Here is a 25,179-nt window from a genome sequence, read left to right on the forward strand (position 1 = left end):
CATTAACCTTTGATGACGACTAACTTTTCCACCAGCGCATCGTATTGATCGCTATTTAAAAAATTCTCTACGGAAACATGGTAAGCATTCGGTAATTTTTCCTTCGCTCGATCCGTTAAATCTTTATGGGTGACGATAATATCCGCATCAGCTGGTAATTGCGAGATCGCCGTGTTAATCACCGTTAAACCTAAACCAGCATGTTTCACCTTATTTCGTAAAACAGAGGCGCCCATCGCACTGGATCCCATGCCAGCATCACAAGCAAACACGATTTTTTGAGCAAGTGCCAACGACTGATCATTTGCCACTGTACTCGCTAGACCAGTTGGGGCCATTGTCTTTTTCCCTTTGAGGGAAGAAGCCTGATTAGCCGCCTCTTCTAGAGAAGTTGCCGGTTCTTTAGAGGTCCTCAAAATCAATGCTGAAACCACGAAGGAAACCGCCGTTGCCGCAATAATGCCGGCAAATAATCCTAGATAATTGCCTCTTGGAGCCATTGCTAAAATAGCAAAAATACTGCCCGGTGAGGCTGGGGCAACTAGTCCGACGTTAAACAGAGAGAAAGTAAAAATCCCTGTCATGCCACCTGCAATAGCCGCTAACAACAACGCTGGTTTCATCAAAATATAAGGGAAATATATTTCGTGAATCCCCCCGAAGAAATGAATGATGATCGCTCCAGGCGCAGTCTGTTTGGAAGACCCTTTGCCGAATAGTGAATAAGCTAATAATATTCCCAGACCAGGTCCAGGGTTTGCTTCAACTAAAAATAAAATTGATTTGCCCACCTGTGTGGCCTGCTCAATCGCAATCGGCCCAATAACCCCATGATTAATGGCATTATTTAGAAACAGAACTTTGGCTGGTTCAACAAAAACACTTACCAATGGCAACAGTGAATGATCGACTAAAAAGGCGACTCCCGCTGCTAAGAAACCGTTTAACGCTTCAACTGCTGGACCAATGGCCCAAAAAGATAAGATGGCTAAAATAGCACTCAAAATCCCAGCAGAAAAATTATTGACTAACATTTCAAAACCGGCAGGAACTTTGCCGTCAATCGCTTCATCAAATTTTTTCATCAACCAAGCGCCTAATGGTCCGACCATCATCGCGCCTAAAAACATCGGAATATCCGTTCCAACAATCACACCCATGGTAACCATCGCTCCCACGACACCACCGCGTTTATCATAAATCAGACTACCACCAGTAAACCCAATTAAAATTGGTAATAAATACTTAATCGTCGGGTCTACCATTGACCCCAAAGCTTCATTTGGTGCCCAGCCAGTGGGAATAAAGAGGGCTGTGATTATCCCCCAAGCAATAAATGCGCCAATATTAGGCATAATCATCCCACTTAGAAAACTACCAAATTGCTGAATCTTTACTTTAGCTCCAGACTTTTTCTCCATTTGTATTTCCTCCTGATTCTCGTTTCTCGCATGACTTCCGAGAACAAGCATGTTTGCCTGCTGACCTTTTCGTCAGCCTTAGCGTGATAAAAACTTTGTGAAGGCTTGATTTGCGCAAATCAATTTATCAGGACAACCACTTGTTGTCATCCTTATTGTATACTGTTTGTAAGCGGAAACTCAACTATATGAAAATGTAACTTTGTCCATCATAGTTGGACAAACATTTTAATCCTACTTCCCGCCATTAACAGTTGCTCCTAATTTGCTTAAACGCGAGTTATTCACTTGACACCAAACGTACGTTCTTGGTATACTCAAAAAAGTCAGCAAATGAAAGGAATGATTGGCAGATGACACAGCGAATTGATTATTATAAAGTAGCAACAGATGGCTTAAAGCCTTTATTGGCGATGGAAAAATACCTCGGAGAACAGACGACCCTTGATCCCTTGCTAAAAGAACTGATTAAAATTAGAGTCTCGCAAATTAACGGTTGCGCCTATTGTTTAAATATGCACACCACTGACGCTCAAAAGCTTGGTGAAACAGCACAACGGATCAATTGCGTTAGCGCCTTTGAGGAATGTGGCTTTTATTCAGATAAAGAAAAAAGCGCCCTGCGATTGGCAGAAAAAATGACCCTCATTTCAAATAACCCCATTTCCAACGAATTATATCATGAGGTCCGTCGCTATTTTGATGAAAAAGACTATTGTGATTTAGTTTTAGCGATTTCCCAAATCAATGCCTGGAATCGGATTGCTATTTCTATGGGGACCACTATTTGAGCGGTTAACTAGAAGTTGATTTAATTGTTTTAGCCATTCCCCAATGGCTTTTTTATTTTACCGGAAAATCTAAAACGTTCTCTAGATCGTCATTTGGCTCCAACTTCACGAGGCAGCTTTGCTTGGTTCAAGCAACCTGCCCTATTCACAAATAGATCGTTTTAAAAAACCGGGACACTTTCTTCCAACATAAAAAAAGAGAAACGTTATTGTCCATAAAATAACGTTTCTCTTTCTCAAAATATCTCCGAACAATCGTAACAGGATGTAGCTATATACCTCATGTTTAATAATCAAACAGATAGTTCCATTGGATGATTATTTAATGGGAACTATCTAGCTGTTTTTGAGAGCTCATTATTGGGCTTTCCAGACTAACTGTTGGATAACTCCCTTAAATAATTAATATCGAGTTTCTTCATGTTGTACAATGCTTTTGTCAGTTCCACTGCTTTAGGGTTGGTTGAACGAAGCAAGGTATCCATATCTCGAGTCGTTGTCTGCCACGAAACACCAAATTTATCAACCATCCAGCCGCATTGGCTTTCTGCCCCTTCTTTGGTAACTAGCTCCCAAACACGATCAATTTCCGCTTGATTGTCACAATAAAAACAAAATGAATTCCCCATGGTGACCGCAAACTGATGATCATAATCATTGTCCATAACAATAAACGGTTGACCATCAAGGGTAAACTTAGCAAATTGAACAGTGCCATCAGGATTATTAATGAGCACCTCGCGCTCTAACTGACCGAAATAGTTGCCCCAAGTCTCAATGGCTTCCTCAGCCATACCAAAGTATTGATGGATAAACATCACGCAAGGCGTAATGGTTTCTTGCCCCTCACCGACGGTAATTTGCCAAGAGACGCCAAACTCATCATTAAGCCAACCAAACAACTTACCCATAGTTTGATCTTCCAACGCCATTAAGACCTCCCCTTTAGGGGCTAAGCGATCCCAAATTGCTTGCGCCTCAGTCGCCGTTCGCGCCTCCACTACATAGGAAATTGCGGGAGTCATGGTAAATTCAGGTCCACCGTTTAAAAGCAAAAATTCCTGATTATCAATCTCAATTGACACGGTTAAAATATCTCCCACCACACCATGATCATCTGTTAAATAAAAATTAGTGACCTTGCGCTTAACCGAAGCAAACACCTCTTGATACACAGCGATCATTTCTTCAATCTGCCCATCTACCCATAAACATGCTGAAAATTTAGTCATCTCTATCACTCCTAATTCTTGCCATTTTTTACTGTTTTACCTCGTTCTTCAGCTCATTTTGATTATGATAAATAACAACAACCGTTATTCAAATCCCCCCATTTTTATTATTAGAATAACACGTTATTGGACAATCCACAATCATAGTGATCAGGACGGCCCCACGATTAGTTGTGGGGTCGCAAAAATTTACAGGACTATGTCCAAATCGATCAGCGCGCCTTGCTTGACTTACCATCCATCTCCCCTGGACCTAAGCATCAGCGATGTTCAACACACTCAAAAAGAGAGTTAGCCATTCGCCAACTCTCTTGCCTCACTATGAATAAAAATAACTGTGACAACTTTCCAGCGTCACCGTTGAAAAATCTTGAATAAGCCCGTCAGCCTGACCTAGATCCTGTTTAGGAAATGCTGGATTCTCAAAACCTAAACACACCATCCCCGCCGCCTTAGCGGCCTTTACACCACTGACAGAATCTTCAATCACCAAACACTTGTCAGGTTCAATTGCTAATGATTGAGCCGCCTTTAAGAAAACATCTGGAAAAGGTTTTGACCGCTCACAGGTCTCCCCAGAAACAAGCGCCTGAAAATAAGGTTGCAGCTTCAAAGACGTTACTGCTTTTTCGATATCTTCAACGGAAGAGGAAGAAGCAATCGCTAAAGGCACACCTGCTTGACTTAACCGTTTAATCAATGGAACAGCGCCGGGGATGGCCTTAGTCGGTTCTGTTCGTAACATCTCGCCACGGATTTTTTCACCTTTGGCAATACATTGATCCACACTCAAAGGCAAATTAAAGTCCTTTTTCATGCGAGTCCACATGTGTTCCAAGGTTGTTCCAAATAACTGATAGTGATAAGAATCCGCCACCTTAATTCCTAGCTCTTGTAACGTTTTTTGCTTAGAGGCGATCCAGATTGGTTCCGAATCAACAATCACTCCATCCATATCAAAAATTAATGCGTCCATATGTTAGCTCCTTCATTTTACTCAACCACTTGCTGCTACGTCTTAACGTTTCCCCCAAATCATTTATCTTCAGTTTAACTTAGTATATACATCCTGTTAAATAATTAAACAGATAGTTCCATTGGTTAATTCACATAATCATCTGTCAAGAGTGGTACTTTCAGCTTTTTTCTGGTTGAAAGTTTAACGGTAAAGGATGATTAATTAATGGGAACTATATAGCTGAGACTTCGCTCGTTTTGATGATCAAGCGACTGAATCAAATAGTTTGCTGATGCGTCGCATCCTCATCAGTAATCTGTTATAGAGGACCAAGTAAATAATCACGATTAGTTATTAGCTGAATAAGCCAGCAGAACTAGCTGATCGGATTATGTTAGAGATGTTATCGCTCTTAATTGATGGTAATTTTAGTATTTAATTGGATGTCAGGGTATTCACCTAAGGCCACATGAAGGGAACCTGGTAAATCAGCTTGTTCCGCCCCATCAAACTTGATGGTCAGATGACCTAAGTCATGTAAATTTTTGGTGACCACATTCCCTACTGCGGTAATTCGGTACTGATCATCCCCAATACGTAACGTCATATTTTTCTCAATTGGTCGTTCAACAGGCAGAACTTCTATATTGTAACAATAATTTTTTAATGTTTCTGGCGCATTTTCGCCAAATAGTATTAACATTTGCTCTTCTTTAAACAAACCTGCTTCTGAACCAATTGCCTTTACAACTGTTTGATACATACTCATCTATCCTCTCAACTTTCCACGTGTCATTTTAACTATACAATCCAAAACTAGCAATCCAAGCCACGATAACTCTCGGCACCCCATTTAAGAAGCGAGAGTATAAGACGGAAGGGACGCCTACCTCTACTGTTTCAGCCTCGGCTTCTTCCAAACCTAAGCCCACTGGAATAAAATCACAGGCATTTTGCGTATTTATAGCAAAGAGGGCCGGCAACGCAAGCTGTGGGGGAATATTCCCTTTGCCAATTTCCACTCCGATCAAGGTGCCAATCACTTGGCCGATAACTGCCCCTGGTCCTAAAAGGGGAGATAGAAATGGCAGTGAACAAATAAACCCGATAATGATTAGCCCCCAAATATTTCCCGCCAAGGGAGCCATGACTTTAGCAAAGAGATCGCCGATTCCAGACCCTTGAATAATCCCAATCAACAAGGCTACAAATGCCATAAAGGGCAAAATGGTCGTTATGACGGTTTGAACCGCTTCACGGGCTGCCTGATTAAAGGTCGCCACGACTTTCCCAGCGCCCATGCCGATCCGAGCAATAACACTTTGTTTACCAACTGTTTCAGTTATCTTTTTATCTGTACTGTACTTAAATTCTTTGACTGGCTCTGTTGCTGGTGGTTGGTTGGCTTCCGTTTCACTTGCCAGCTGAATTTGATTAAGTCCAACGGCAGAAACATAAATTTCTTCATTGATGTATTTCGCCAATGGGCCACTTTTGCCAGTCGGCACAATATTGACCGTGTAAATGCCTTTTTGAGGGTAAATACCGCAGCGTAAAGTTCCCCCACAATCGATAATCGCCAAGGCGATCTCTTCATCTGGAATGGATGTTTTAAAGCCATTGACAGACTCCATTCCTGTCAGTTCTTCGATCTTATCAACAATTTCAGGGCGCTCGCCTCCGCCTGTGACATAGATAAATTTATGTTTCTCAGGGGTTGGCGTAATCGTCAACGGTCCACCATAACCACCAGATCCTTTTTTTATCGTGATGCTTCGGTAATTAGTCATCATTCTCCCATCCTTTCAATTAACTATTAGCTAGCCGACTAGCTTAGCTTCTTTGCTTAAGGTAATGCCTTGTTGCTTGCAGACGAATTTGGTCGTATAATCCGTGACCACACCACCGATAAAATTCATCACTAATCCGACCAACAAATAACGAATGGCTAGATCCATCTGATTTAATCCTAAAGCAGTGATCCCTTGAGCCACACCTAAATAGATAAATAATTCGCCAGGATTAATATGTGGAAATAAACCATTACTCGTGTGACAAGCCTGACCGACCACTGCGTAAAAACTCGGTTTATAATATTCAGGCAAAAAGCGGCCTAACGTAAACGACATTGGATTTCCCAGCATAAAGGTGGCCACAAAGGGCAAGATTAAATAGCGGGTAAAAATATTTTTAGATGAGGCATGAGCGATTTTATTAACCCGTTCTTCACCTAACATCATGATCAACGTGTTCATCAACACCAGCAGCATTAAGACAACCGGTACGATTCCAGTGACCCAACTGATAAACGTATCAGCACCCGTTTGAAATAAATTCATAAATCCTTCAGCAAATTTTGTAATGACGTTCATTTATTAACACTCCTTTTCATTTTTGCTTGAATAATCGAACTACCTAGTTTAACTTGCTCGTAAAACGATTGGAACGGAGGTTGGTTCACCTTGATTTCCTCACCATTGGCGACTCGTTGATAGACGGAAACCGCATCCAAAATTGTTTGTTGCGTCAAACGATTTTCCTTGAGAACACAGTGACTTCGATCAGACACATCAGTGATTCTAATGCCGGTAAAACCGGCTAGTTCTTTAAATTTAGCTAAGACAGTGGTTCCTTGAATCTTGCGGCTATCAATTATCACACCTCCTTCGTCAATGGTAAACATGACGATTGTCCCTGCTCTAAATTTGCCTGATTTGCGACCGATGGCCACTCTGCCTTTGGCTTTCATTTCCCCATAAATCGCCGTAAAATGTTTAATTTGTCTAAACCCTAACAGGCCTTGAATCAGATACGCCACAACTGCAAGGATCCCTAATAAATATACAATTGGCATCTTTTTGCTCCTTCCTATTTTTTTAAGTTGCTGACAAAAGCAATCATCTGCTCCCGATCAGAAAATTGACTGACCTCGGCAATCGAGTGCTCATTGCCACCAATTGAAAAGATAAAATCATAAACGTCCATCAACACCTGTTCAATCGGGTCTGCAATAATTTCAGGAATCCCCACCAAAAAGACCAATTGAACGTACTGATGCTCCTCTTGTTTCGGCTCTCTAAAAACCCCGATGGACAAGACAATCTTACTGGCACCTTGATTAATCGTATGAGGGAAACCAATTCCCTGATCAAAGATAGTCGTTTGTCGTTTTTCTCGTTCTTCCCAAAGTGACAAAAAACTGGCAGACAATTTCTGATTAGCGATTAATCCCGTCACCATCTCTTTGACGTTTTCCAAATAGCTCAGCTGGTCGTCTAACACACTAAACGAAAAATCCAGCAACGGACTGGTTAAAATATTGGGCTCATCGACTCGCTTCCATTCCTGAAGCAAAAGCTGATTATCGAATAGATTGGTAATTTGAATGATCGGTTTGCCCGCTTTAGCAGGGAGTGGCAATGTACTAAAAACCGCCAAATAATTTGCTAAATCAATATCCTGATACTCCAGTTCAGAATACTGAACGAGCTCGATGTCCGGTCCCAAGACTTCTGCTAGTTGCCGTTTGATTAACGTCGCAGTTCCTCGTCCAGAGCTGCAGACAATCGCGACTTGACGATGCTTAACATCCCCTTTTTTCTTATTTAGCACCAATTCAAAATAAATCGTTAAATAACTAATTTCAATTTCATTAATCGGTAATAATAACTTGGTTTCAATAACACTAATAGCTACTTTGGCTACTTCGTAAGAAAAAGGATACTTCATTTGAATTTCATCCATAAATAAATCAACCAGTTCAATGTGAAAAATAACCCGATTTAACATAAACATTAGATGATATTTCATTAAGTCAAACAATTCCTCACTGTCAAACTCTGTCACAAAATTATTGCCAACCTCTTCCATCATGTCATCAAAAATCAGTCGCACACCCTGTTCAAACTGGCCCATGTCATCGGAGACCATGGCAGTCGTCCGCGTGTTGATTGGAAAAGAAATAAAATCTTGGTCGTATTGCCCCAATGTCAACTGGTAAACCCTTTCTAGATGCACGATAAATTCTTCGATTAAGGGGGCCTGTGATTCAAAATTTTTATAATAGGCTATTCCTTGCCTCATGGGCTTTTTAGCTAAGATTCGACCAATGGTCACCGCCACAACTTTTTTTAGTAAAACGACGGTCGACTGATCCAATTTGTAATGCTTGGCTAGCTTGTCTATGACCAGCAATGTTTCCTGCTTGAGTTGATAGTCGTCACTGTAGTAATCAAAGACAGCGTTCAAAATAATCAGTCGTAATTTATATTCTGCCCCAACGATCTGCAACCCCTTGTTAGGAATTCCTTGTAAACTAACGCCGTAATCTAGCAGTTGTGCTTTAATCAATTTAATGTCTTTATTGACCGTCCCCCGACTCACAAGCAATGCTTCCGCCAAGTCGTCAATTAACAAAAAGTCTGCTTGAGCCAGAAGTGCTCTTAAAATATAAGCCATGCGCTTACCTGACGAATTAAAATCACGATCTTGCTTTAATTTTCCGGTCATAATTTCCTGAAAATCAATTAACCGATGAATGATTAACTCGGCCCCTTTGTTTTCGAGGTTAATGATCGCCGTTCCTGCCAGTTGTTCGTTTAACAAGTCAATATTCTTTTTTAATGTTTGGGTTGATGTTCCCGTCAGTCTGCTTAACTCCGCCAAAGAAATGCAGCGTTTTAGCAATAAAATATTTAGTATTTGATACCACTTATTCGCTAATGACAATCTTACTCCCCCTTAAGTCTTGTCCTTATCCGCGAGTTTTCCCCCCTGCCACATTACATGTTACGCCAGTTATATAACTAGCCCGCTCTGATAATAAGTAACAAACAAAATCAGCCACCTCTGTTAATTTGCCACTCCTTCCTAAGGGAATTGTTGACGTACTGCTGTAACCACTTCTGAGTTTGTCGATGGTAATGTCCCGCGTATACGCCAAGGCCGTTTCATATGCTTCAGTTCTCAAACCTGTTTCTTCCATAATGCCAGGAGCAACTCCTACGACTCGGACATTGTATTTTCCTAACTCCTTCGCCCAAGAACGCGTAAAACTATTGAGTGCAGCTTTAGTCGCTGCATAACAGCTTTGACCTTCTGATCCTTCTAAACCGCTTTCTGAGGACATGTTAATGATAACACCGGATTTTTGGGCCGCCAAGACCCTGCCAACAGCCTGTGACATCAGATAAACACCCTTTTGGTTGATGCCAACCATTTTATCAAAGGTTTCACTGGATAATTCATAATGGCTGTCACTGCCTTTAGCATCCACTAATAAACGTGGCAAATTAATTCCGGCGTTATTTACCAACCCATCAATCGTCCCAAAATGAGATAAACTTGCCGCCACAGCCCGATCAACTGCTGATGGTGAAGAAATATCCGTTTCCACAAAAAGCAAATTTTCGCTCGCCTCACCGCTCTTGTTTAAATCAGCGTTAACAACTTTCGCTCCTTGATCTAGCAGACTGGCGACAACAGCAGCGCCAATTCCCGAAGATCCTCCTGTGACTATCAGCACTTTTCCTTTCAGATTTAACCAACTCTTTGTCATGCATGTCTTCCTCCCTACTTGTGATAACTTAAGTATAATCAAGGGCCCACTTTAAATTAATACACTCATTTATTCTTCCAAAGATAAATACCTGCATTAATCTGATTGCTACTTGTTAGCAGTCCAAGGGATTTTTTTGAGATATCTACATCCTGTTAAATAATCAAACAGATAGTTCCATTGGATGATTATTTAATGGGAACTATCTAGCAGTCTTTAGCTAAACACTTAAAATAGTCATTTCTCTATATTTTGAGCGTTTATCATGGCATATCTTTCAACAAACTCCCTATAAATCAAGATTTGTCAACGAAAAAACTGAGAGTTGCCACACTCCTACTCACCAATAAATTAACTATTGACTTTACCTCTAAAGTATGGTATGTTCAAAGTATAAAATCTTAAAGTGTGGCCTTTTAATGGCTATTTTTGAGCCAATCAGCCGGTAACTTAGAAAGCGCTTAACACTTGATCAGGTCTGCCAGTAGCCTAGCCCTTATTTGGTAAAGTTGCTTATCCTCGAATGATTGATACGAGAATATCAGACTCTGATAAAAACAGTGGCCAAGAACACTGATTTGAGACTGCAGATAAAATAAGATGACAGACCAATTAAAATAAGTCGGTATTACTTGCTATCACTCATCGATTGAGGAATGGTATTTTTTAGCATAACGGATTTTGACAATAAAAGGCTCGAGTTCAAGGTCCAATGAGAGAGCTGCTTAATCCATAACAAGCTGTGGCAACTAAATGACCAAATGAGTGACACGATCACTCATTTGCCTGTTTGTTACCTTAACAGCTCCTACCGCTTGAACAAGCGAAAGTTAATCAATGAATCCGAGTTATTTAATGAGTGATGCCATCACTCAGCGGTTGAGGAATGATATTTTTTAGCATAACGGATTTTTGACAATAAAAGGCTCGACTTCAAGACCCAGAGAGGGCCGTTTAATGTATAACAAGCCGTGATAATTAAATGGCTAAATAAGTGACACCATCACTCATTTACATACTTGTTACCTTAACAACTCTCAACCTTTGAATAAGCGAAATCTAACCAACTAATTAGCGTTATTTAATGAGTGATGCCATCACTCATCAGTTGAGGAATGATATTTTTTAGCATAACGGATTTTGACAATGAAAGGCTCGAGTTCAAGGTCCAATGAGAGAGCTGCTTAATCCATAACAAGCTGTGGCAACTAAATGACCAAATGAGTGACACGATCACTCATTTGTATATTCGTTACCTTAACAACTCTCAACCCTTGAATAAGTAAAATTTAACCAACGGATCAACGTTATTTAATGAGTGATGCCATCACTCATCAGTTGAGGAATGATATTTTTTAGCATAACGAATGTTTAACAATAAAAGATTCGAGTCCAAGTTCCAATGAGAGAGCTGCTTAATCCATAACAAGCTGTGGCAACTAAACGGCTAAATGAGTGACACGGTCACTCATTTGTATATTCGTTACCTTAACAACTCTCAAACCTTGAATAAGTAAAATTTAACCAACGGATCAATGTTATTTAATGAGTGATGCCATCACTCATCAGTTGAGGAATGATATTTTTTAGCATAACGGATTTTGACAATGAAAGGCTCGAGTTCAAGGTCCAATGAGAGAGCTGCTTAATCCATAACAAGCTGTAGCAACTAAACGGCCAAATGAGTGACACGGTCACTCATTTGTATATTCGTTACCTTAACAATTCTCAACCCCTGAATAAGTAAAATTTAACCAACGGATCAACGTTATTTAATGAGTGATGCCATCACTCATCAGTTGAGGAATGATATTTTTAGCATAACGGATTTTTAACAATAAAAGTGCCGAGTTCAGGTTTCAAAGAGAGAACCGCTTAATTCATAACAAGCCGTGGCAACTAAATGGCCAAATGAGTGACACGATCACTCATTTGCCTGTTTGTTACCTTAACAGCTCCCACCCCTTGAACAAGCGAAAGTTAATCAATGAATCTGAGTTATTTAATGAGTGAAGCCATCACTCAGCGATTGAGGGATGATATTTTTTAGCATAACGGATTTTGACAATAAACGGCTCGAGTTCAAGGTCCAATGAGAGAGCCGTTTAATGTATAACAAGCCGTGACAATTAAATGGCCAAATGAGTGACACGATCACTCATCTGCTTGTTCGTTATTTTAACAGTCCCCCCTTTTTGAAAAAGGGGAAGATAATCAACAAATTTGCGTTATTTAATGAGTGATGCCATCACTCATCAGTTGAGGAATGATATTTTTAGCATAACGAAATTGACGTTCCCCATAAAAAACACCTGAACCGACTGACTAATTTTCCTTGTAAGCAAGTTAGGTCTTGCTAGGCTCAGAAGGCAATAAACCAAAATGAGCAGTTAAATACGATTGAACAAAAAACGGCGGCGATTATTGCCTGCGGTTTATTTTTTGTCTTGATTCACCGTCGCTTTTCGATCTTTCAACATAATAAAATCTCCTTTCCACACTTCAAAAAAATTCTCCTAAAAACCTTTGACATTTCAAATAATCAATGATAAAGTTAGTTAACCGACCACGGTCTAATAACTACGAAAGGAACCTTAACATGCGACCAAATACCAACTTCCCCATCAAGCGTCTGGAAATTATCAAATGTGCGCTGGACCTATTTCTCGAACAAGGGTATGAACAGACCAAAATTAGCCATATTTTAAAAGCCACCAATCTTTCTAAAGGTGGCATGTATCACTATTTCGAATCAAAGGAAGCGATCTTGGATGGCGTCATTGAGTTTGCCTTAACAGAAGAGCTAAAAGATTTTGATGCTAAGTTAATGGCCGCTCCGACAGTTTTCGCTAAATTGGCACTTTATTTGGATAACTCATCCCTTAACTATTCTGAGTACTTACAGAAATTTACGCAGTTTAAACGGCATCCCGAGAGCTCCATTGTGACTTACCGAATTAAAGATATTTCGGCAAGTTTTGGCATCCCTTACTTACAAAAGATTTTAGAATGGGGGATAGCAGATAATGTCTTTCAAACAGACTATCCAGAAGAGCTGGCTTTCGTGCTCTATCAAGCTGGTGAACACTTATTTTATTCCGTTGCTGATTTAAAGCAAGCTGATAGCTCAACGAAAAAACAACAGATAGTCAGAAAAATTGCGGCTTTTAATCAGTTATTAACCTGCACTTTAACCATTAGCGATAACCATTCATACCAATGCCAGCAACTATTAACCAACATCCTATTACCAGCTCAAGAACCAGGAGGACACGAATGACTCTATTGTTAAGCATCATTTTACTACTAAGCTTTTTTATCCTATTTCTGTTAATCAACAGTCCCGGTAAGCTACCACCACTAGTGACGACCACAGGGAAACCTTACCCTAAGAGCTTATCAGAAAAATGCTTCCTTTCAATCGGCGGCCATCAACAAGGTCTTTTCATTCTCAGTGAAAACATCGAAAACCCTGTCTTATTATTTTTACACGGTGGTCCTGGAAGCCCAGAATTGCCCCTAGTCTACGCCAAAAACGAGCCAAACCGACTTGAAAAAGACTTTACTGTTTGCTACTGGGATCAACGAGGCGCAGGCATGTCTCTTAAACACACACCAGAAGCTTCCATGTCTTTGGAACAACTGGTGGCAGATACACTGGAAGTCACTGACTATTTAAAGAAACGTTTTAACCAAGATAAACTATTTCTAATGGGCCATTCGTGGGGCAGTTATTTAGGCATCAAGACGGTTGCGCAAGCGCCTGAACACTATGCAGCCTATATCGGCATGGGACAATTGAGCCAGCAAAAACTATCCGAACGACTGGCTTATGACTATCTGTTAGACCAGGCAACGAACATTCAAGATAACAAAACCGTGAAGGCATTAAAAAAATTTGACCCTAGTGCCCCTTCTTTCCCTTCTCTCAATTACGTCATGAGCATTCGAAGTTCTGCGATGAATCGTTATGGGATTGGCATTACTCACAAGAATTTTTCGATGATGACGATCCTCAAACAGCTGCTTTTCTTTAAGGGATATACCTTGGGAGAAAAAATCAATTATTTACGAGGCTCACTATTTTCACTGAAACATCTTTTCCCTTACACCATCGAGGATGATTTGACTGTCACCACACGGACTTTTGCGCTCCCTGTCTATGTGACCCACGGCAAATATGACATGCAAGTTTCCTATGAACTAGCCCGCGATTATGTCGACACCTTGTCAGCCCCTAAAAAGGCGTTTTTCACCTTTGAACACTCAGCACACACACCGATCATCGAAGAACGGGAAAAATTTGTTAAGGTGTTAAACAAAATAAAAAACGATCATCTCGCTTAAATGACAGCTCAAAAAGAGGCATCGGCAGTTTCTTAACTGCCTGTGCCTCTTCTTATGATACTTTCCCCTCTTTGGCAGAGGCTATCCCGACGAGCAATAAGATCAAGCATAAACCAATCAACGACACATAAGTAGAGGTCCAAGATTGACTCTTTTCATACATGACCCCAAAAAGAAAAGGGCCGATACTCGCCAAAAAATAGCCAATTGATTGGGCCATCCCAGACAGTTGAGCCGCCTCTGAAGCAGTGCGCGTTCTTAAATTAAAAAACATCATGGCCAAACTAAAACAAAAACCGCAACCTGCACCAATTAAGCTCACTGCCACAAAATTAAGTGCCACACTATGAAAAAAACTAATCCCTAAAACCCCTGTAAGCAAGATACCGATCCCTAAAAGCGTTAAGTTAACCTGCTCTTTTACTCTGCCAGCGATAATCGACACAACGAAGGTCGTGGGAACTAAAAATAACTGCATAACCGCCAACATAACCCCGGAGACTTCTTCCCCAATTCCTTTGGACAACAATATTTGCGGCAACCAGGCGATGGTCACATAAAAGAACAGTGATTGTAATCCCATAAAAATACTGATTTTCCAAGCTAAAACTGATGTCAGCAAGTTATTTTTTTCCTTAAATCCCGTTTCAATTTTGATCGTTGAATGACTTTTCAATTGCGGTGACCAAATGGCTAATGCCAAAATAGTTAAGATCCCCCAGATTCTCAGAGAGCTCTGCCAAGTCAACCCAAAAGTTGTCACCAACGGCAAACTAATACCAGATGCTAACGCGCCAAAGGTGTTCATGGTGACAGAATAGAGCCCCGTCAATAAGCCAGGATTCTGTTTAAAATCACGTTTAACTAAACTAGGAACCAAGACATTACAATGGGCAATCCCAATACCAATAATAATCGTGCCAGTAAAAAGCGTCCACTGACTTCCTTGAGACCGTAAAAAAATACCACTTGCTAACAGGATTAATGAGGCGAAAATCACGCGTTCCATCCCAAATCTTCGTTCAGTCATTGGAGCAATCGTCGAAAAAATTGCGAAAGCCAGCAACGGCGTCGTGGTAATCATGCCGGTAGTCCCTAAACTCAAACCTAAATCATTGCCAATAAGGCCGACTAAAGGACTGATCGAGGTTAAAGGGGCCCGTAAATTGGCCGCCATTATTAAAACACCTAAAACTAATAACCAAGACTGTTTTTTCGATCGTGATTGTTGATTCATTTAAAAAGCTCCTTTAAAGTTAATTGTAGGACAATTGGACAATTAAATGATACTGCTAATCTCCCCGCTTGTCAAACCCTTTTTCAGAAATCTTTCACTCAGTTATCACTTTTCCGGACAAAAAAAAGAAGCTAGGGCCTCTTTTTTAACTAGTATGAACTTATTCGAGCAACAATTGCTTCTGCCAACTGGCTGTCTTGGGCTTTTATCGCCTCAAATAGCTCGCTGTGAAGTTGCTGTGAATCATCGTGGTTAAAGGTAACATCTTGCTGCATATGATCAAAAATCAATTGAAACAAGTAAGTCGAAATACTCTGATAAACATCCAACATAATTGAATTATGAGCAGCTTTGGCAATTTCAATGTGATAATCAATGTCTTTCAATGCCAATTCAGCCAAAGTAAACTCAGGATTATTACGCGTGTTGAGTGCCGCTTCAATCGCGACTAAATCAGCATCCGTACGTTTTTTAGCGGCTAAAAAAGCTAAGTTTTTTTCAAGTAATTGACGAGCCTCAGCAATTTCCTGATACTCAACCTTGTCCAGTTCGTGATACATGTTCGCTTCAAATTTATTGGTGGCAATCACGTAGGTTCCATCGCCAGCTTTTGATTCTAATAACCCCGCTTGAATTAACGATTGAAGAGCTTCCCTGACGGTATTACGACTAACTTCAAACTGCTCCGTCAGCTGAGCTTCCGTTGGGATTTTAGTTTGAAGTGGCCAATCCCCTGTCTCAATTTTCTTGATTAACTCTTCAACTATCTGAGTCGATAATGACACTCTCCTTGGTTTTTTCACAGACTTCCCTCTTACTTTCTAAAATAATACGCTAAAATTATTATAGCTTACAATACCTAAAATAGGAAAGAATATTATCGCTTTGGCTCATAGGTTCGGGTTAGCACCCCCTCAATCACCTCATATTGCCGCTGATCGTTGATGCTAATTTTTTGTTCAATTTCCTTTTGTAAATCAATCTTAAGCATCTCAGATAATCCTAGCAGATAGATCGCAACATCGGCTAGTTCTTCCCCAAGCGTCCCATCCTTTTTTAAGTAAGCTTGATAAACTTCCGCTAGCTCCCCTTGGATCAGACATAATTCTTTTTCAACATTGCTCGTATTAAAACCTTTGGCGCATTTATTCCGAAAAACTTCTTTTTGTAAGTGACGCAGTTGGGTCATCCTTTCACCTCCATTTCCCCCTTGAAAACAATCACGCTCATAATAAACGCAAGCCCTTGACGATTCTCTGGAAAAGTAACCATCCCCCAAAGAATCCCTTCATTCAACGCACTCACCTGCCGATCAATCGCCTTTCCTCCGCTAGACAGCTGATTAATGAAGGAGCCCACTACTTAAATAGTCTGTTTTATCTTGCTCTGTAATCTCACGTATTACTTTGCAGGGGACACCAGCCGCCACAACGTTGGCAGGGAGATCTTTTGTGACAACACTCCCCGAGCCAATCACGGTATTATCGCCGATTGTCACCCCCTGATTAACAGTGACATTAGCACCAAACCAAACATTATCACCAATCGTGACAGGCTTAGCGTAGCAAGCACCTTTGACCCGTTCCACTGGATCGATGGCATGATTAGAGGTGAAAATTCCGGCTCGAGGTCCAAATAAGACGTTATCACCGATCGTTATCTGGGCACCATCTAATAAAATACAGTCAAAATTAGCATAAAAATTCTCACCTAAGCTAATATTACGACCAAATTCACAGCGAAAGCTTGGTTCAAAGTGAGCATTTTCGCCCATCGTCCCGACTATTTCCTTCAAAAGTGCCTGTCGCACAGCTGGTGCTTGACCAAAACTTTGATTGTATTGATTTGTTTTTATGACCGTTTCTTGCCGATAAGCAACTAATTCTTTTGTCAGATCATCGTACATTGCCCCTGTTGCCATTTGTTCAAATTGTTGATTGATATCCATAGTTGTTCCTCCCATTTAACTGATTAAGCCATCTGATAAAGTCTTAATCGTGGCCAAATATTTTGCCATTGCTTGTCGATCACTCTTTTTCGATAAATAGCTAGACGTTCGCTATTGCCCATAAAGTGTTCAGTCGGCCTTACTTCAAACGCCACTAAATCTGCTATCCCATGAGGCGCCAGCAGTTCATAGCGGTCTTCGACTTTTCGGAGCGCAATCGCTGTACAAGTTTCGGGAAAAGCAGACAAACTCTCAACCAAATTAGCATAAGGCGCTGTCTTTGGGTTATGCTGATGCATGTAAACTTGATTTTTAACTTCCCAATCAAATGTTGGATGGCTTTGCCGTAACCGTTCCTCCAATTGACATGTCTCTTCATAAGTTACCTCAGTATCAAAAAAAATAATATCCACATCGGTCAAATGAGACGACTCTTTTTTAGCTAAACAATCCCAAACAAAGTTGCGCAGCGTTCCTGCAGCTAAATAGCACGTGACTCCTTCTATTTCGCTAATAATAGTCAGGATTTTTTCAATGGTCGCATTACTTTTAAACAGGGCGATTAAGTCAGCTTCTGTCATTTAGCTCCCTCCTCAAATCTCTTGTCTTCTTTATTATACCGAAGTGATTTTACTAATGAAAGACGAACACCTAAAAAAAGAAGAGCCAAAGGAGCTGGCTCTTCTAAACTACTTAGAACTGATTAGGAACTTCCTTGTCAACCACCACATCAAAGAACCGATCACCAAAAAATAAAGCGGCATCGCGCCTAAACTTCCATTGTGAAAGAAACTCATGCCATAGGTAAAGAGACTGACCAAAAAGTAATACCCTAGACTAAATAAAGCGCTCGCTGACCCTATCACATCTTGAAAGTCCACCAAAGCTAAACTGAGGCAATTGGGTAAAGCCATTCCAAGACCGATCAACATGACGAAAATACCACTTAAGATACACACTAAGTGCAGACCTGAGCCAGTTGGCAAAAACCGATTAATCAGCAATTGCCAGCCACTACCAACGATGAAAGCTCCTATCCCCCAAAGGATGATCCTTTCTGCTTGGATTTGGCCAATTAGCCTCTTTGACATCTGGGCCCCGATAACTGAGGCAGATGCGACTAAAATGCCAATCAAACCAAATGCTAAAGGAGACAGGTCAAAGGTTTCGATAAAGATAAAAGGCGCCTCAGCATAGTAGCTAAAAATCACGCCATTAATTGCACCGATCAAACAGCCATAAGTTAAGACCTTTACATTGCCAACTAATCGCTTAACAATCGGCCACAAGTTAACAGATTGCCTCTCACTGATATCATAGGTCTCAGGTAGCGCAACGAAGGCATAGACCCATATAGCGAGGCTCAAAAGGACCAAAAATAAAAAGATCGCCCGAAAGCTCCAAAACTGTCCCAGACCGCCACCGATCATTGGACCAATCGCAGGAGCAAATGCTAAAGCGGCAGAGATATGAGCAAATAAGATATGCCGGCTGGCCCCCATCGAAGCTTTCTCTTAAAATGGTTTGAGTCGTCACTGAGCCAGTGCTTGCACCAAAGGCTTGGATAAACCGTGCTAGTAACAGAAGCTCCATCGTGGGTGATACCAAACAAAGGAAACTTCCTAACCCATAGATTGAAATCCCATATAACATTGCCGGTCGACGCCCTACTCGGTCTGATAGCCAGCCCCAAAAGAATACGCCAAAGGCAAAAGCAAAAAAATAAATACTCATTGTCAATTGAGTGGTACTCATGCTCACGCCCAAAGCCGTCGCAATTTCCGGTAAAGACGGCGTAAAGATGGTTTCGCTAAGCTGCGGAAACCCTACTAAGGTAATTAATAAAACTAAAGATGGTGTTTTTTTATGTTGTCGATTCATCGAATATTCTCCCTTAACTCGGTGGTATTCGTGAACCTTGAACTAGGGTGTTAGTTGTCTAGGCCAAGGCCACTCACACCACTATTATGTTTTGACTGTCCTTCTAAAGGACCTCATCACTGGAACACCATTCCATCATCTAATATTCAAGATGTTCTCCATGGCCTGTGTTACTTCAGTGATGAACGACAGGAAAACATCTATATTACGGGAAATGGTGGCACCATGATTTCTATTCGTGTCGTATAGAAATTCATCTTTGTCACTCCTTAAAAATCATTGATTGTTTAAACCTAAAAAAACACCAGTCAGTTGACTTGGTGTTATCCGATGGAGATAAGCGGGATCGAACCGCTGACCTCTTGCATGCCATGCAAGCGCTCTCCCAGCTGAGCTATACCCCCTGAGTCCAGTTATACCAGTTCATACAACTGTTTTCAGGATATTTCCTGAAACGTAGGTAGGATGTTCCCTAGACCTCTTGCATCATTATATCTATTTTTCTTGACTGTGTCAACCAGATTTTTGATGTTTATGCAGCGCTTATACAGTGGTTTCAGAAAAAACTGATTCTAACAGTCATCATTCCTCCAGCTGAAATTTTACAGAAAATCGAAATGGTGACCTCTTACATACATTTTGTCAAGCTTCTCCAACGTTATTTAATTATTTATTTTTGCAGAGTATTTAACAGGCTATTTGCTGTTCCCATACTCTAACCTTTCCTGTATAATTAATGGTAAATTATTCAGGATTGAACTGGAGGAATTGCTGTTGGAAAGAAAAAAATATAGAAAATTAAGAGAATATAAGGAATATAAATATGTTGGCTTTTGCTTAATATTCACTTCTGCCTTCATATTATTGCAAGCAAATAGCATTGAGTATTTCTTTACTAACATGAGCTACTTTCAAAGAATAGTGCTGTCTGTTTTTATAGGCACCATTCTGTTGCAGTTATTCAAATGGCTAAAATCTGAGATGGACAGAAATGTTCATATCATCATATTTTCTGCACTTCTCATTATACTTTTCTCTTTAAATGTAACTGCTCTATTTTTTATTAATACTCTTTCAATTAATCTTTTCGCCATTATATTTGATCTAATGATTGTTCAGACTTTCTTATCTATTATGTTAGAGAAAATTGAAAAACACTGGAAGAACTATCAAAAAGAAACTAAAGATAAAACTGAAGTCCTTTCTACTGCCATAGCTATCCTTGCTGCAGTAGTGTCTTTGATAGCCCTCTTCAAATAGCATAAAAAAGGCTGCCTGTCTCCTTTTTTATACTAATATGTTCTGCTAATCCCACTAACTTGGCACTGACTTTCTGTTATATTCTTCTATATACTGCTCTTTATACTCTGTAAAACTCAGCCCCTTTTCAGAAGCTTTGACAGTCAATACTTGCTCAAACTTCTATCTGAACTGTTCAACTGTCATGTGCTGATCTAACAGATAATCCAGCCTTTCCTGTTCCATATCACGCAGCCAATCAAAGAGATTCTTGTTACTTATACTGCTGTTCAGTGACTGGCTCAGTTTCATCAGATTATCTACAGTATTTCCCCAGTTTCCCTTAGTAACAGGCATAATGTGATCAAGTTCAAGACTCTCTGTTTCTCCTGTGATTTCACAGTAAGTTAACTTAGATATGGTAGTCATATACTCTGGCTGATCTGGTAAGCAGTTGGCCAATGCTTCAGCTCTTCTGGCCTGACTCTTGGCAGAGTATCTCCCTTTAATCTGTTAACTGATAACGATAAAAAACAGTATCCACCGCTACCATGGGGAAATTAGCTGGCAACTCTGTTTTACTAATTGGCGTAAAACCATTCTTTTCGTAAAAGCGATGAGCTGCCTTAAACAGCGACGTTGTTCCTAAGTAAAGTTCTTTAAACTGATGAGCCACAGACCAGTTTAACAAGGTTGCTAATAAACCTTTTGACACACCAGATGCCTGCCCTCTATAAGCTTGTTTAACAAATAATTTGCGAATCGTCCCGACATGATTACCCAAATCGATTAAGGCAATCGTCCCAATCACTTCCTCACCTTCCAGCGTCACCCAAAAATTACCCGTTTCTTGATAAACTTCAGTGATTTTCCCCAGATCCGGCTGATCAGCTAATGTGATCGGCACGTGATACTCTGATTGTTGAATCTCTAAGATTAGCTCGATCACTTGTTTCTGAAACTCTTTTCGATACTCAATTATTTCCATTGCTTCCCCTCCTGTTAAAATTCCCCTATAGTATAGCATATTCCCGACGTTTTTTGATTCTTTTTAGAAGGTTATGTTAGGAGACGGATAAGTTTTTTTGATGAAGGGATTAGCATGAGCCTCCAGGTCTATTTAACCTTTCCTGCTAAGCTCTCAGCGGCGATCCACTTATATCAAAGAAAGCTTTTAAGCCAGAACGCTTCCCATTATCCTTTAGAGAGATTTTCCCTAACCTTGATCATCCTGAAACCTTTGGAAAGCCAGCCATTGAGACATCCTTAAAAATCGACAAGCACGTTAGCCTGTTATCAGCTTATGGCCTGACGCCAAATTAAGCGCCCCTGAACGAGGGCGCCTTTCTTTCGGAATTGAACCAGCTGCGGGAAATGTCACTCACGAATTTAAGATAATTAGCTTTGAGAGGTGAGAGACCTTTTACCAACCTTGTCCAGCCGTTGTTTTCGATCAGCGTGGGATTCTCTAACAGTTTATTGACTAAAACCAAAGAAAATCCCCTTAGTCCAAAATAATTTGCGACGCCTTTAATTTGAGGCACTCTTCCAATTGCTGACGCGTGTTTCTTCTTTCTGATAGCTCGGGTAAATCAGCCAAGCTAAAATAAGCCAACTCAGTTGTTTCAAAACTAGGTTGCAAGCAACCAGATAGAACTTGACAGCTAAAAACAAACTTATAATATTGAACTGGCAAGTTAGCAGGATTGGATTTATTCGTGTCATAAACTGCCAATAAACGGTTGACAGACACGACTAAGCCAGTCTCCTCAACTACTTCTTTCACGATATTCTCACTTGCTGATAAGCCAATATCAGCGTAGCCCCCTGGCAATGACCACTGTTGGCTGCCCCGATCTTTCACTAATAACAGTCGATTATTGTCATCGGTCACCATTCCTCGAACATCAATTTTCGGTGTGGCATACCCTTCCTCAGCGTAAAAAGCCTGAATTTCGGCGATACTTCCAGTCGTGGCTGACGCCATCATCTCAAAAGCGATGGTTTGCAAGTCTTCATACCGTTCTCGATCGTAATAATCTGTTGAAAAAGCTAATCCAGATTGCGCAAGGGCTTGAATCCGTTGGGCGTATTCTAGCATTCACAGGCTCCTTTCTTTTAGACCTTTATCCCAATTGTTTTTCCAGGCAGACACACCAATCATCGCCAATAAAATCACCATAATTAGGAATGATCTGATAGCCTTGCTTTTGATAAAAAGAAATTGCGCTGGTCATCTCAGCACCTGTTTCAAGGACGGCTCGATCATCTCCCTGTTTGAGAATATCTTCCTCCAAAGCCGTCAGCATGCGACTAGCCACTCCGCCACTGCGAGCCTTTGGTTGTACAAACATTCGTTTAATCTCTGGCCGACCATCAGCCAATCGCTTCCAACAACCACAACCAACAGGTTGATCTTGCTGATAAGCAACAACTGCACAGGCCATAGCCGCAAGATTATGGTGATTTTGATACCCTTTGGCAACGTCTGGGCCCCACTCTTGATTAAAAAAATCATTTAATTGATCTACCAAGCTAATTAAATCCGGATGATCTACCTCGACATATTTTATTTCAATTTTCATACCATCACCTTTTCCATCTTCTGATTTAGGAGCATATCTTGAGGGAGATAAACTGCTGAACACTTAACTAGCATATTTCGTGAAGTAGCTCAAGACGCAAGTCAACAGGGATCTCCTAAATAATGCACATATTCAATCACAGAACTTTGATCTTCTGCAATCGTTTCTAATACAATTGACTGTAAATTAATTGTATATGATGGTTGCCACTGTTGCGTTTTTGCTAAAACTTCCTGAAACACCTCATAATCGTCTGTTTTTCCAAGGGTAATATGAGGTAAGTAATGGCATTCACGCCATAAGTAGGGACTTAAAAGCCCTTGATACAACTGATCATGAAGGGCAATTAGTTGATCATTGCCTTTTTTTACGTTCAAATACAAATAACCACTTGGCCAATCGCCAGTTACACCACTAAAGACCACTTCAAATGGTTGAACTGTCTCTAAAACATGTGCCATATGCCCGATAATCGCCTCATTGGTTAAGGGGCTTTCAAAAGGAAAAACAAATGTTAGGTGAGGCCCTATTTTACTCCCTAAGGGATCATAGTGAAGACGCAATTGTTGAACCTTCTCGTCTTCAACAAACTCAGGTAACCATAACAACGACCGCTTTAAAATAATCATCACCTCATTTAGTAATTTGAGTAAACGGGTGTAAAGTAAACCCTAGATTAATATCAAAGGTGAACTGAACCGCCTCTTTTAATAGAGACAAACCGATCGTCACAATATAAGGCGTCTCTACAAAATGAACGTTTAAGGTCAAATTAGTTGCGGATGCCTGACTGTCACAATAATATCTTTGTTGGTATTCCATGGTGTCTTTGATAAACCAAGTCTGTCCGTTTGTTGCTTTCGTTAAAGAAAAGTCGATCTCAAGTGAACGACAAGATCTCACCAGTTGCAGCTGGTAAGCTGACCCTAGGCGGACAACCTTAACGGCCGTCACCTCCAAACAATTTTGCCGTAGAGTCAGCGTCCTATCCAGCAGCCAGTTGATATCAATCGCTGAAGTCGGTGCCGATTGACGCTTGCAAGAGGTCGTCATTGGCAACATTTTTTGTTGATAAACGACGTGTTCGTAAAATAATTCGAGCACCTCTTGCAGTTTGATACCACGACTGTGGATCACAACCACTAGATCATGTTGAGGGGAAATCAATGTCAATTGACCAAATGCCCCATCTAAGCGATAACAACCTCCTTCAGACAAGTGAAATTGATAACCATAGCCCCTCCCTAAATAACCTTGATCGCGAGAGACTGGCTTTTGTATTTGCCAACTTGTCGCTTGCCCTAAGTACCAGCTGGAAATTAATTGCCTCTCTTGAAACTCACCCTTATTTAGTAATAATTCACCAATTTTTAGCATATCTAAAGGTGGCAGACTTAGTCCCATACCGCCACAAGTCACCCCTTCTGGAGAGGTTTCCCACTGCGGTTTAGCAATTCCCATGTGGCGAAACAGATGCTCATCTAAAAAGTCAACTAAGGTTTTATTCGTTGCCCTTGAAATAATCGCTGATAAAAGATGACTACTCGGCGTACTATATAAGAACTCTTGACCTGGCTGACAATCAAAGGCTTGCGCTAAAAAAGCCTTTACCCAATTAGTCGTCGCCAAGATTTCCTGGTAGTGATCCTTTTTAGTTCCTGGACTCATCATCAATAAATGACGAACCGTTAACTCTCGCAAATGACCATCCACCTCTTGAGGGAGGTCTGCTGGAAAAAACGAAACGACCTTGTCTTCTAACCTCAACACGCCCTGATCGCTGGCAATCCCAATCGCCAAAGAGGTGATTGATTTGGTCATAGAAAACAGCATTTGTCTGTCCGATACCTGATAAGGCTCATTGGCAACAGCCACCACTAACTCCCCATGATGGGAAATTAACAATTGATTAAGCGGCCATTCCCTCTGACAATATGTTCCAAAACCCACTAATCTTTCTCGAAAAGACATTTCTCACCAACC

At 40.7% G+C, this 25,179-nt stretch carries 25 protein-coding genes and 1 tRNA gene; 4 read left to right on the plus strand and 22 right to left on the minus strand.

Annotated features, from left to right (window positions below; translation table 11 throughout):
• Positions 1-2: 2 nt before the first annotated feature.
• Positions 3-1,421 (minus strand): PTS mannitol transporter subunit IIBC, encoded by a 1,419-nt coding sequence (locus I6N95_RS05920; RefSeq protein ID WP_209525600.1) that lies wholly within the window; start codon positions 1,419-1,421, stop codon positions 3-5.
• 353 nt (positions 1,422-1,774) lie between these two features.
• Between I6N95_RS05920 and I6N95_RS05925 the strand changes: the two genes are divergently transcribed.
• Positions 1,775-2,212: a carboxymuconolactone decarboxylase family protein gene (locus tag I6N95_RS05925; protein ID WP_209525602.1), complete on the plus strand. Its 438-nt coding sequence runs from the start codon at positions 1,775-1,777 to the stop codon at positions 2,210-2,212.
• 374 nt (positions 2,213-2,586) lie between these two features.
• Here the strand turns inward: I6N95_RS05925 and I6N95_RS05930 are convergent, their stop codons facing one another.
• The 8 genes from I6N95_RS05930 to I6N95_RS05965 all read right to left on the minus strand — a co-directional run bounded on the left by I6N95_RS05930 (position 2,587) and on the right by I6N95_RS05965 (position 9,959).
• Entirely contained in the window at positions 2,587-3,444 is an 858-nt protein-coding gene (locus I6N95_RS05930) for a VOC family protein (protein WP_209525604.1), read from the minus strand.
• A gap of 319 nt (positions 3,445-3,763) precedes the next feature.
• Positions 3,764-4,420 carry an HAD family hydrolase gene (locus I6N95_RS05935; RefSeq protein ID WP_209525606.1) on the minus strand — a complete coding sequence of 219 codons (657 nt, stop codon included), beginning with the start codon at positions 4,418-4,420 and terminating at the stop codon, positions 3,764-3,766.
• Between the two features lie 394 nt (positions 4,421-4,814).
• Complete coding sequence (locus tag I6N95_RS05940; RefSeq protein ID WP_209525608.1) at positions 4,815-5,171, minus strand: PTS glucitol/sorbitol transporter subunit IIA; 357 nt, start codon at positions 5,169-5,171, stop codon at positions 4,815-4,817.
• 28 nt (positions 5,172-5,199) lie between these two features.
• Positions 5,200-6,192: a PTS glucitol/sorbitol transporter subunit IIB gene (gene srlE / locus I6N95_RS05945; RefSeq protein ID WP_209525610.1), complete on the minus strand. Its 993-nt coding sequence runs from the start codon at positions 6,190-6,192 to the stop codon at positions 5,200-5,202.
• A 30-nt stretch (positions 6,193-6,222) separates the two neighbouring features.
• Positions 6,223-6,774 carry a PTS glucitol/sorbitol transporter subunit IIC gene (srlA, locus tag I6N95_RS05950; RefSeq protein ID WP_209525612.1) on the minus strand — a complete coding sequence of 184 codons (552 nt, stop codon included), beginning with the start codon at positions 6,772-6,774 and terminating at the stop codon, positions 6,223-6,225.
• The gene (locus tag I6N95_RS05955) at positions 6,771-7,256 is read right to left on the minus strand and encodes a transcriptional regulator GutM (protein ID WP_209525615.1); all 486 of its coding nucleotides are present in this window, start codon (positions 7,254-7,256) and stop codon (positions 6,771-6,773) included. The genes srlA and I6N95_RS05955 overlap by 4 nt, the downstream gene beginning before the upstream one ends.
• A 14-nt stretch (positions 7,257-7,270) precedes the next feature.
• A complete protein-coding gene (locus I6N95_RS05960) occupies positions 7,271-9,130 on the minus strand; it encodes a BglG family transcription antiterminator (protein WP_209525617.1) in 1,860 nt (619 codons plus the stop codon).
• A 25-nt stretch (positions 9,131-9,155) separates the two neighbouring features.
• Complete coding sequence (locus tag I6N95_RS05965) at positions 9,156-9,959, minus strand: SDR family oxidoreductase (RefSeq protein WP_209525620.1); 804 nt, start codon at positions 9,957-9,959, stop codon at positions 9,156-9,158.
• A 2,599-nt stretch (positions 9,960-12,558) separates the two neighbouring features.
• Between I6N95_RS05965 and I6N95_RS05970 the strand changes: the two genes are divergently transcribed.
• Positions 12,559-13,239, plus strand: coding sequence for a TetR/AcrR family transcriptional regulator (locus I6N95_RS05970; RefSeq protein ID WP_209525622.1), 681 nt, complete (start codon positions 12,559-12,561; stop codon positions 13,237-13,239).
• Positions 13,236-14,306, plus strand: a complete 1,071-nt coding sequence (locus I6N95_RS05975) for an alpha/beta fold hydrolase (RefSeq protein ID WP_209525624.1) — start codon at positions 13,236-13,238, stop codon at positions 14,304-14,306. Before I6N95_RS05970 ends, I6N95_RS05975 begins: the two co-directional genes overlap by 4 nt.
• A gap of 52 nt (positions 14,307-14,358) precedes the next feature.
• Here the strand turns inward: I6N95_RS05975 and I6N95_RS05980 are convergent, their stop codons facing one another.
• The 8 genes from I6N95_RS05980 to I6N95_RS06010 form a co-directional block, all read right to left on the minus strand.
• On the minus strand, positions 14,359-15,543 hold the full coding sequence (locus I6N95_RS05980) for a CynX/NimT family MFS transporter (protein ID WP_209525626.1): 1,185 nt from the start codon (positions 15,541-15,543) through the stop codon (positions 14,359-14,361).
• 149 nt (positions 15,544-15,692) lie between these two features.
• On the minus strand, positions 15,693-16,346 hold the full coding sequence (locus I6N95_RS27655; protein ID WP_209525628.1) for a FadR/GntR family transcriptional regulator: 654 nt from the start codon (positions 16,344-16,346) through the stop codon (positions 15,693-15,695).
• 74 nt (positions 16,347-16,420) lie between these two features.
• A complete protein-coding gene (locus tag I6N95_RS05990) occupies positions 16,421-16,732 on the minus strand; it encodes a nucleoside triphosphate pyrophosphohydrolase family protein (protein ID WP_209525631.1) in 312 nt (103 codons plus the stop codon).
• Between the two features lie 153 nt (positions 16,733-16,885).
• Positions 16,886-17,491: a sugar O-acetyltransferase gene (locus I6N95_RS05995; RefSeq protein ID WP_209525633.1), complete on the minus strand. Its 606-nt coding sequence runs from the start codon at positions 17,489-17,491 to the stop codon at positions 16,886-16,888.
• A 23-nt stretch (positions 17,492-17,514) separates the two neighbouring features.
• On the minus strand, positions 17,515-18,072 hold the full coding sequence (locus I6N95_RS06000; RefSeq protein WP_209525635.1) for a nucleotidyltransferase family protein: 558 nt from the start codon (positions 18,070-18,072) through the stop codon (positions 17,515-17,517).
• A 108-nt stretch (positions 18,073-18,180) separates the two neighbouring features.
• Positions 18,181-18,921 (minus strand): MFS transporter, encoded by a 741-nt coding sequence (locus tag I6N95_RS06005; protein WP_283808938.1) that lies wholly within the window; start codon positions 18,919-18,921, stop codon positions 18,181-18,183.
• Complete coding sequence (locus I6N95_RS27360; RefSeq protein ID WP_283808930.1) at positions 18,815-19,372, minus strand: MFS transporter; 558 nt, start codon at positions 19,370-19,372, stop codon at positions 18,815-18,817. Before I6N95_RS27360 ends, I6N95_RS06005 begins: the two co-directional genes overlap by 107 nt.
• A 331-nt stretch (positions 19,373-19,703) precedes the next feature.
• Positions 19,704-19,776 (minus strand) — tRNA-Ala (locus I6N95_RS06010).
• A gap of 370 nt (positions 19,777-20,146) precedes the next feature.
• Here I6N95_RS06010 and I6N95_RS06015 point away from each other — a divergent pair.
• Positions 20,147-20,632: a hypothetical protein gene (locus tag I6N95_RS06015; RefSeq protein WP_209525637.1), complete on the plus strand. Its 486-nt coding sequence runs from the start codon at positions 20,147-20,149 to the stop codon at positions 20,630-20,632.
• A gap of 484 nt (positions 20,633-21,116) precedes the next feature.
• Here the strand turns inward: I6N95_RS06015 and I6N95_RS06020 are convergent, their stop codons facing one another.
• The 5 genes from I6N95_RS06020 to I6N95_RS06040 all read right to left on the minus strand — a co-directional run bounded on the left by I6N95_RS06020 (position 21,117) and on the right by I6N95_RS06040 (position 25,146).
• Positions 21,117-21,599, minus strand: a complete 483-nt coding sequence (locus I6N95_RS06020; RefSeq protein WP_209525639.1) for a GNAT family N-acetyltransferase — start codon at positions 21,597-21,599, stop codon at positions 21,117-21,119.
• A gap of 516 nt (positions 21,600-22,115) precedes the next feature.
• Entirely contained in the window at positions 22,116-22,712 is a 597-nt protein-coding gene (locus I6N95_RS06025; protein ID WP_209525650.1) for an NUDIX hydrolase, read from the minus strand.
• Between the two features lie 25 nt (positions 22,713-22,737).
• On the minus strand, positions 22,738-23,196 hold the full coding sequence (locus tag I6N95_RS06030) for a GNAT family N-acetyltransferase (RefSeq protein ID WP_209525652.1): 459 nt from the start codon (positions 23,194-23,196) through the stop codon (positions 22,738-22,740).
• Positions 23,197-23,297: 101 nt separating this feature from the next.
• Positions 23,298-23,825 (minus strand): 2'-5' RNA ligase family protein, encoded by a 528-nt coding sequence (locus I6N95_RS06035; protein WP_209525654.1) that lies wholly within the window; start codon positions 23,823-23,825, stop codon positions 23,298-23,300.
• Between the two features lie 4 nt (positions 23,826-23,829).
• Positions 23,830-25,146: a serine hydrolase domain-containing protein gene (locus I6N95_RS06040; RefSeq protein ID WP_209525656.1), complete on the minus strand. Its 1,317-nt coding sequence runs from the start codon at positions 25,144-25,146 to the stop codon at positions 23,830-23,832.
• Positions 25,147-25,179: the final 33 nt, after the last annotated feature.

Origin of the sequence: Vagococcus allomyrinae (assembly GCF_017829975.1) — a bacterium.
GTDB classification, from domain to species: Bacteria; Bacillota; Bacilli; order Lactobacillales; family Vagococcaceae; genus Vagococcus_D; species Vagococcus_D allomyrinae.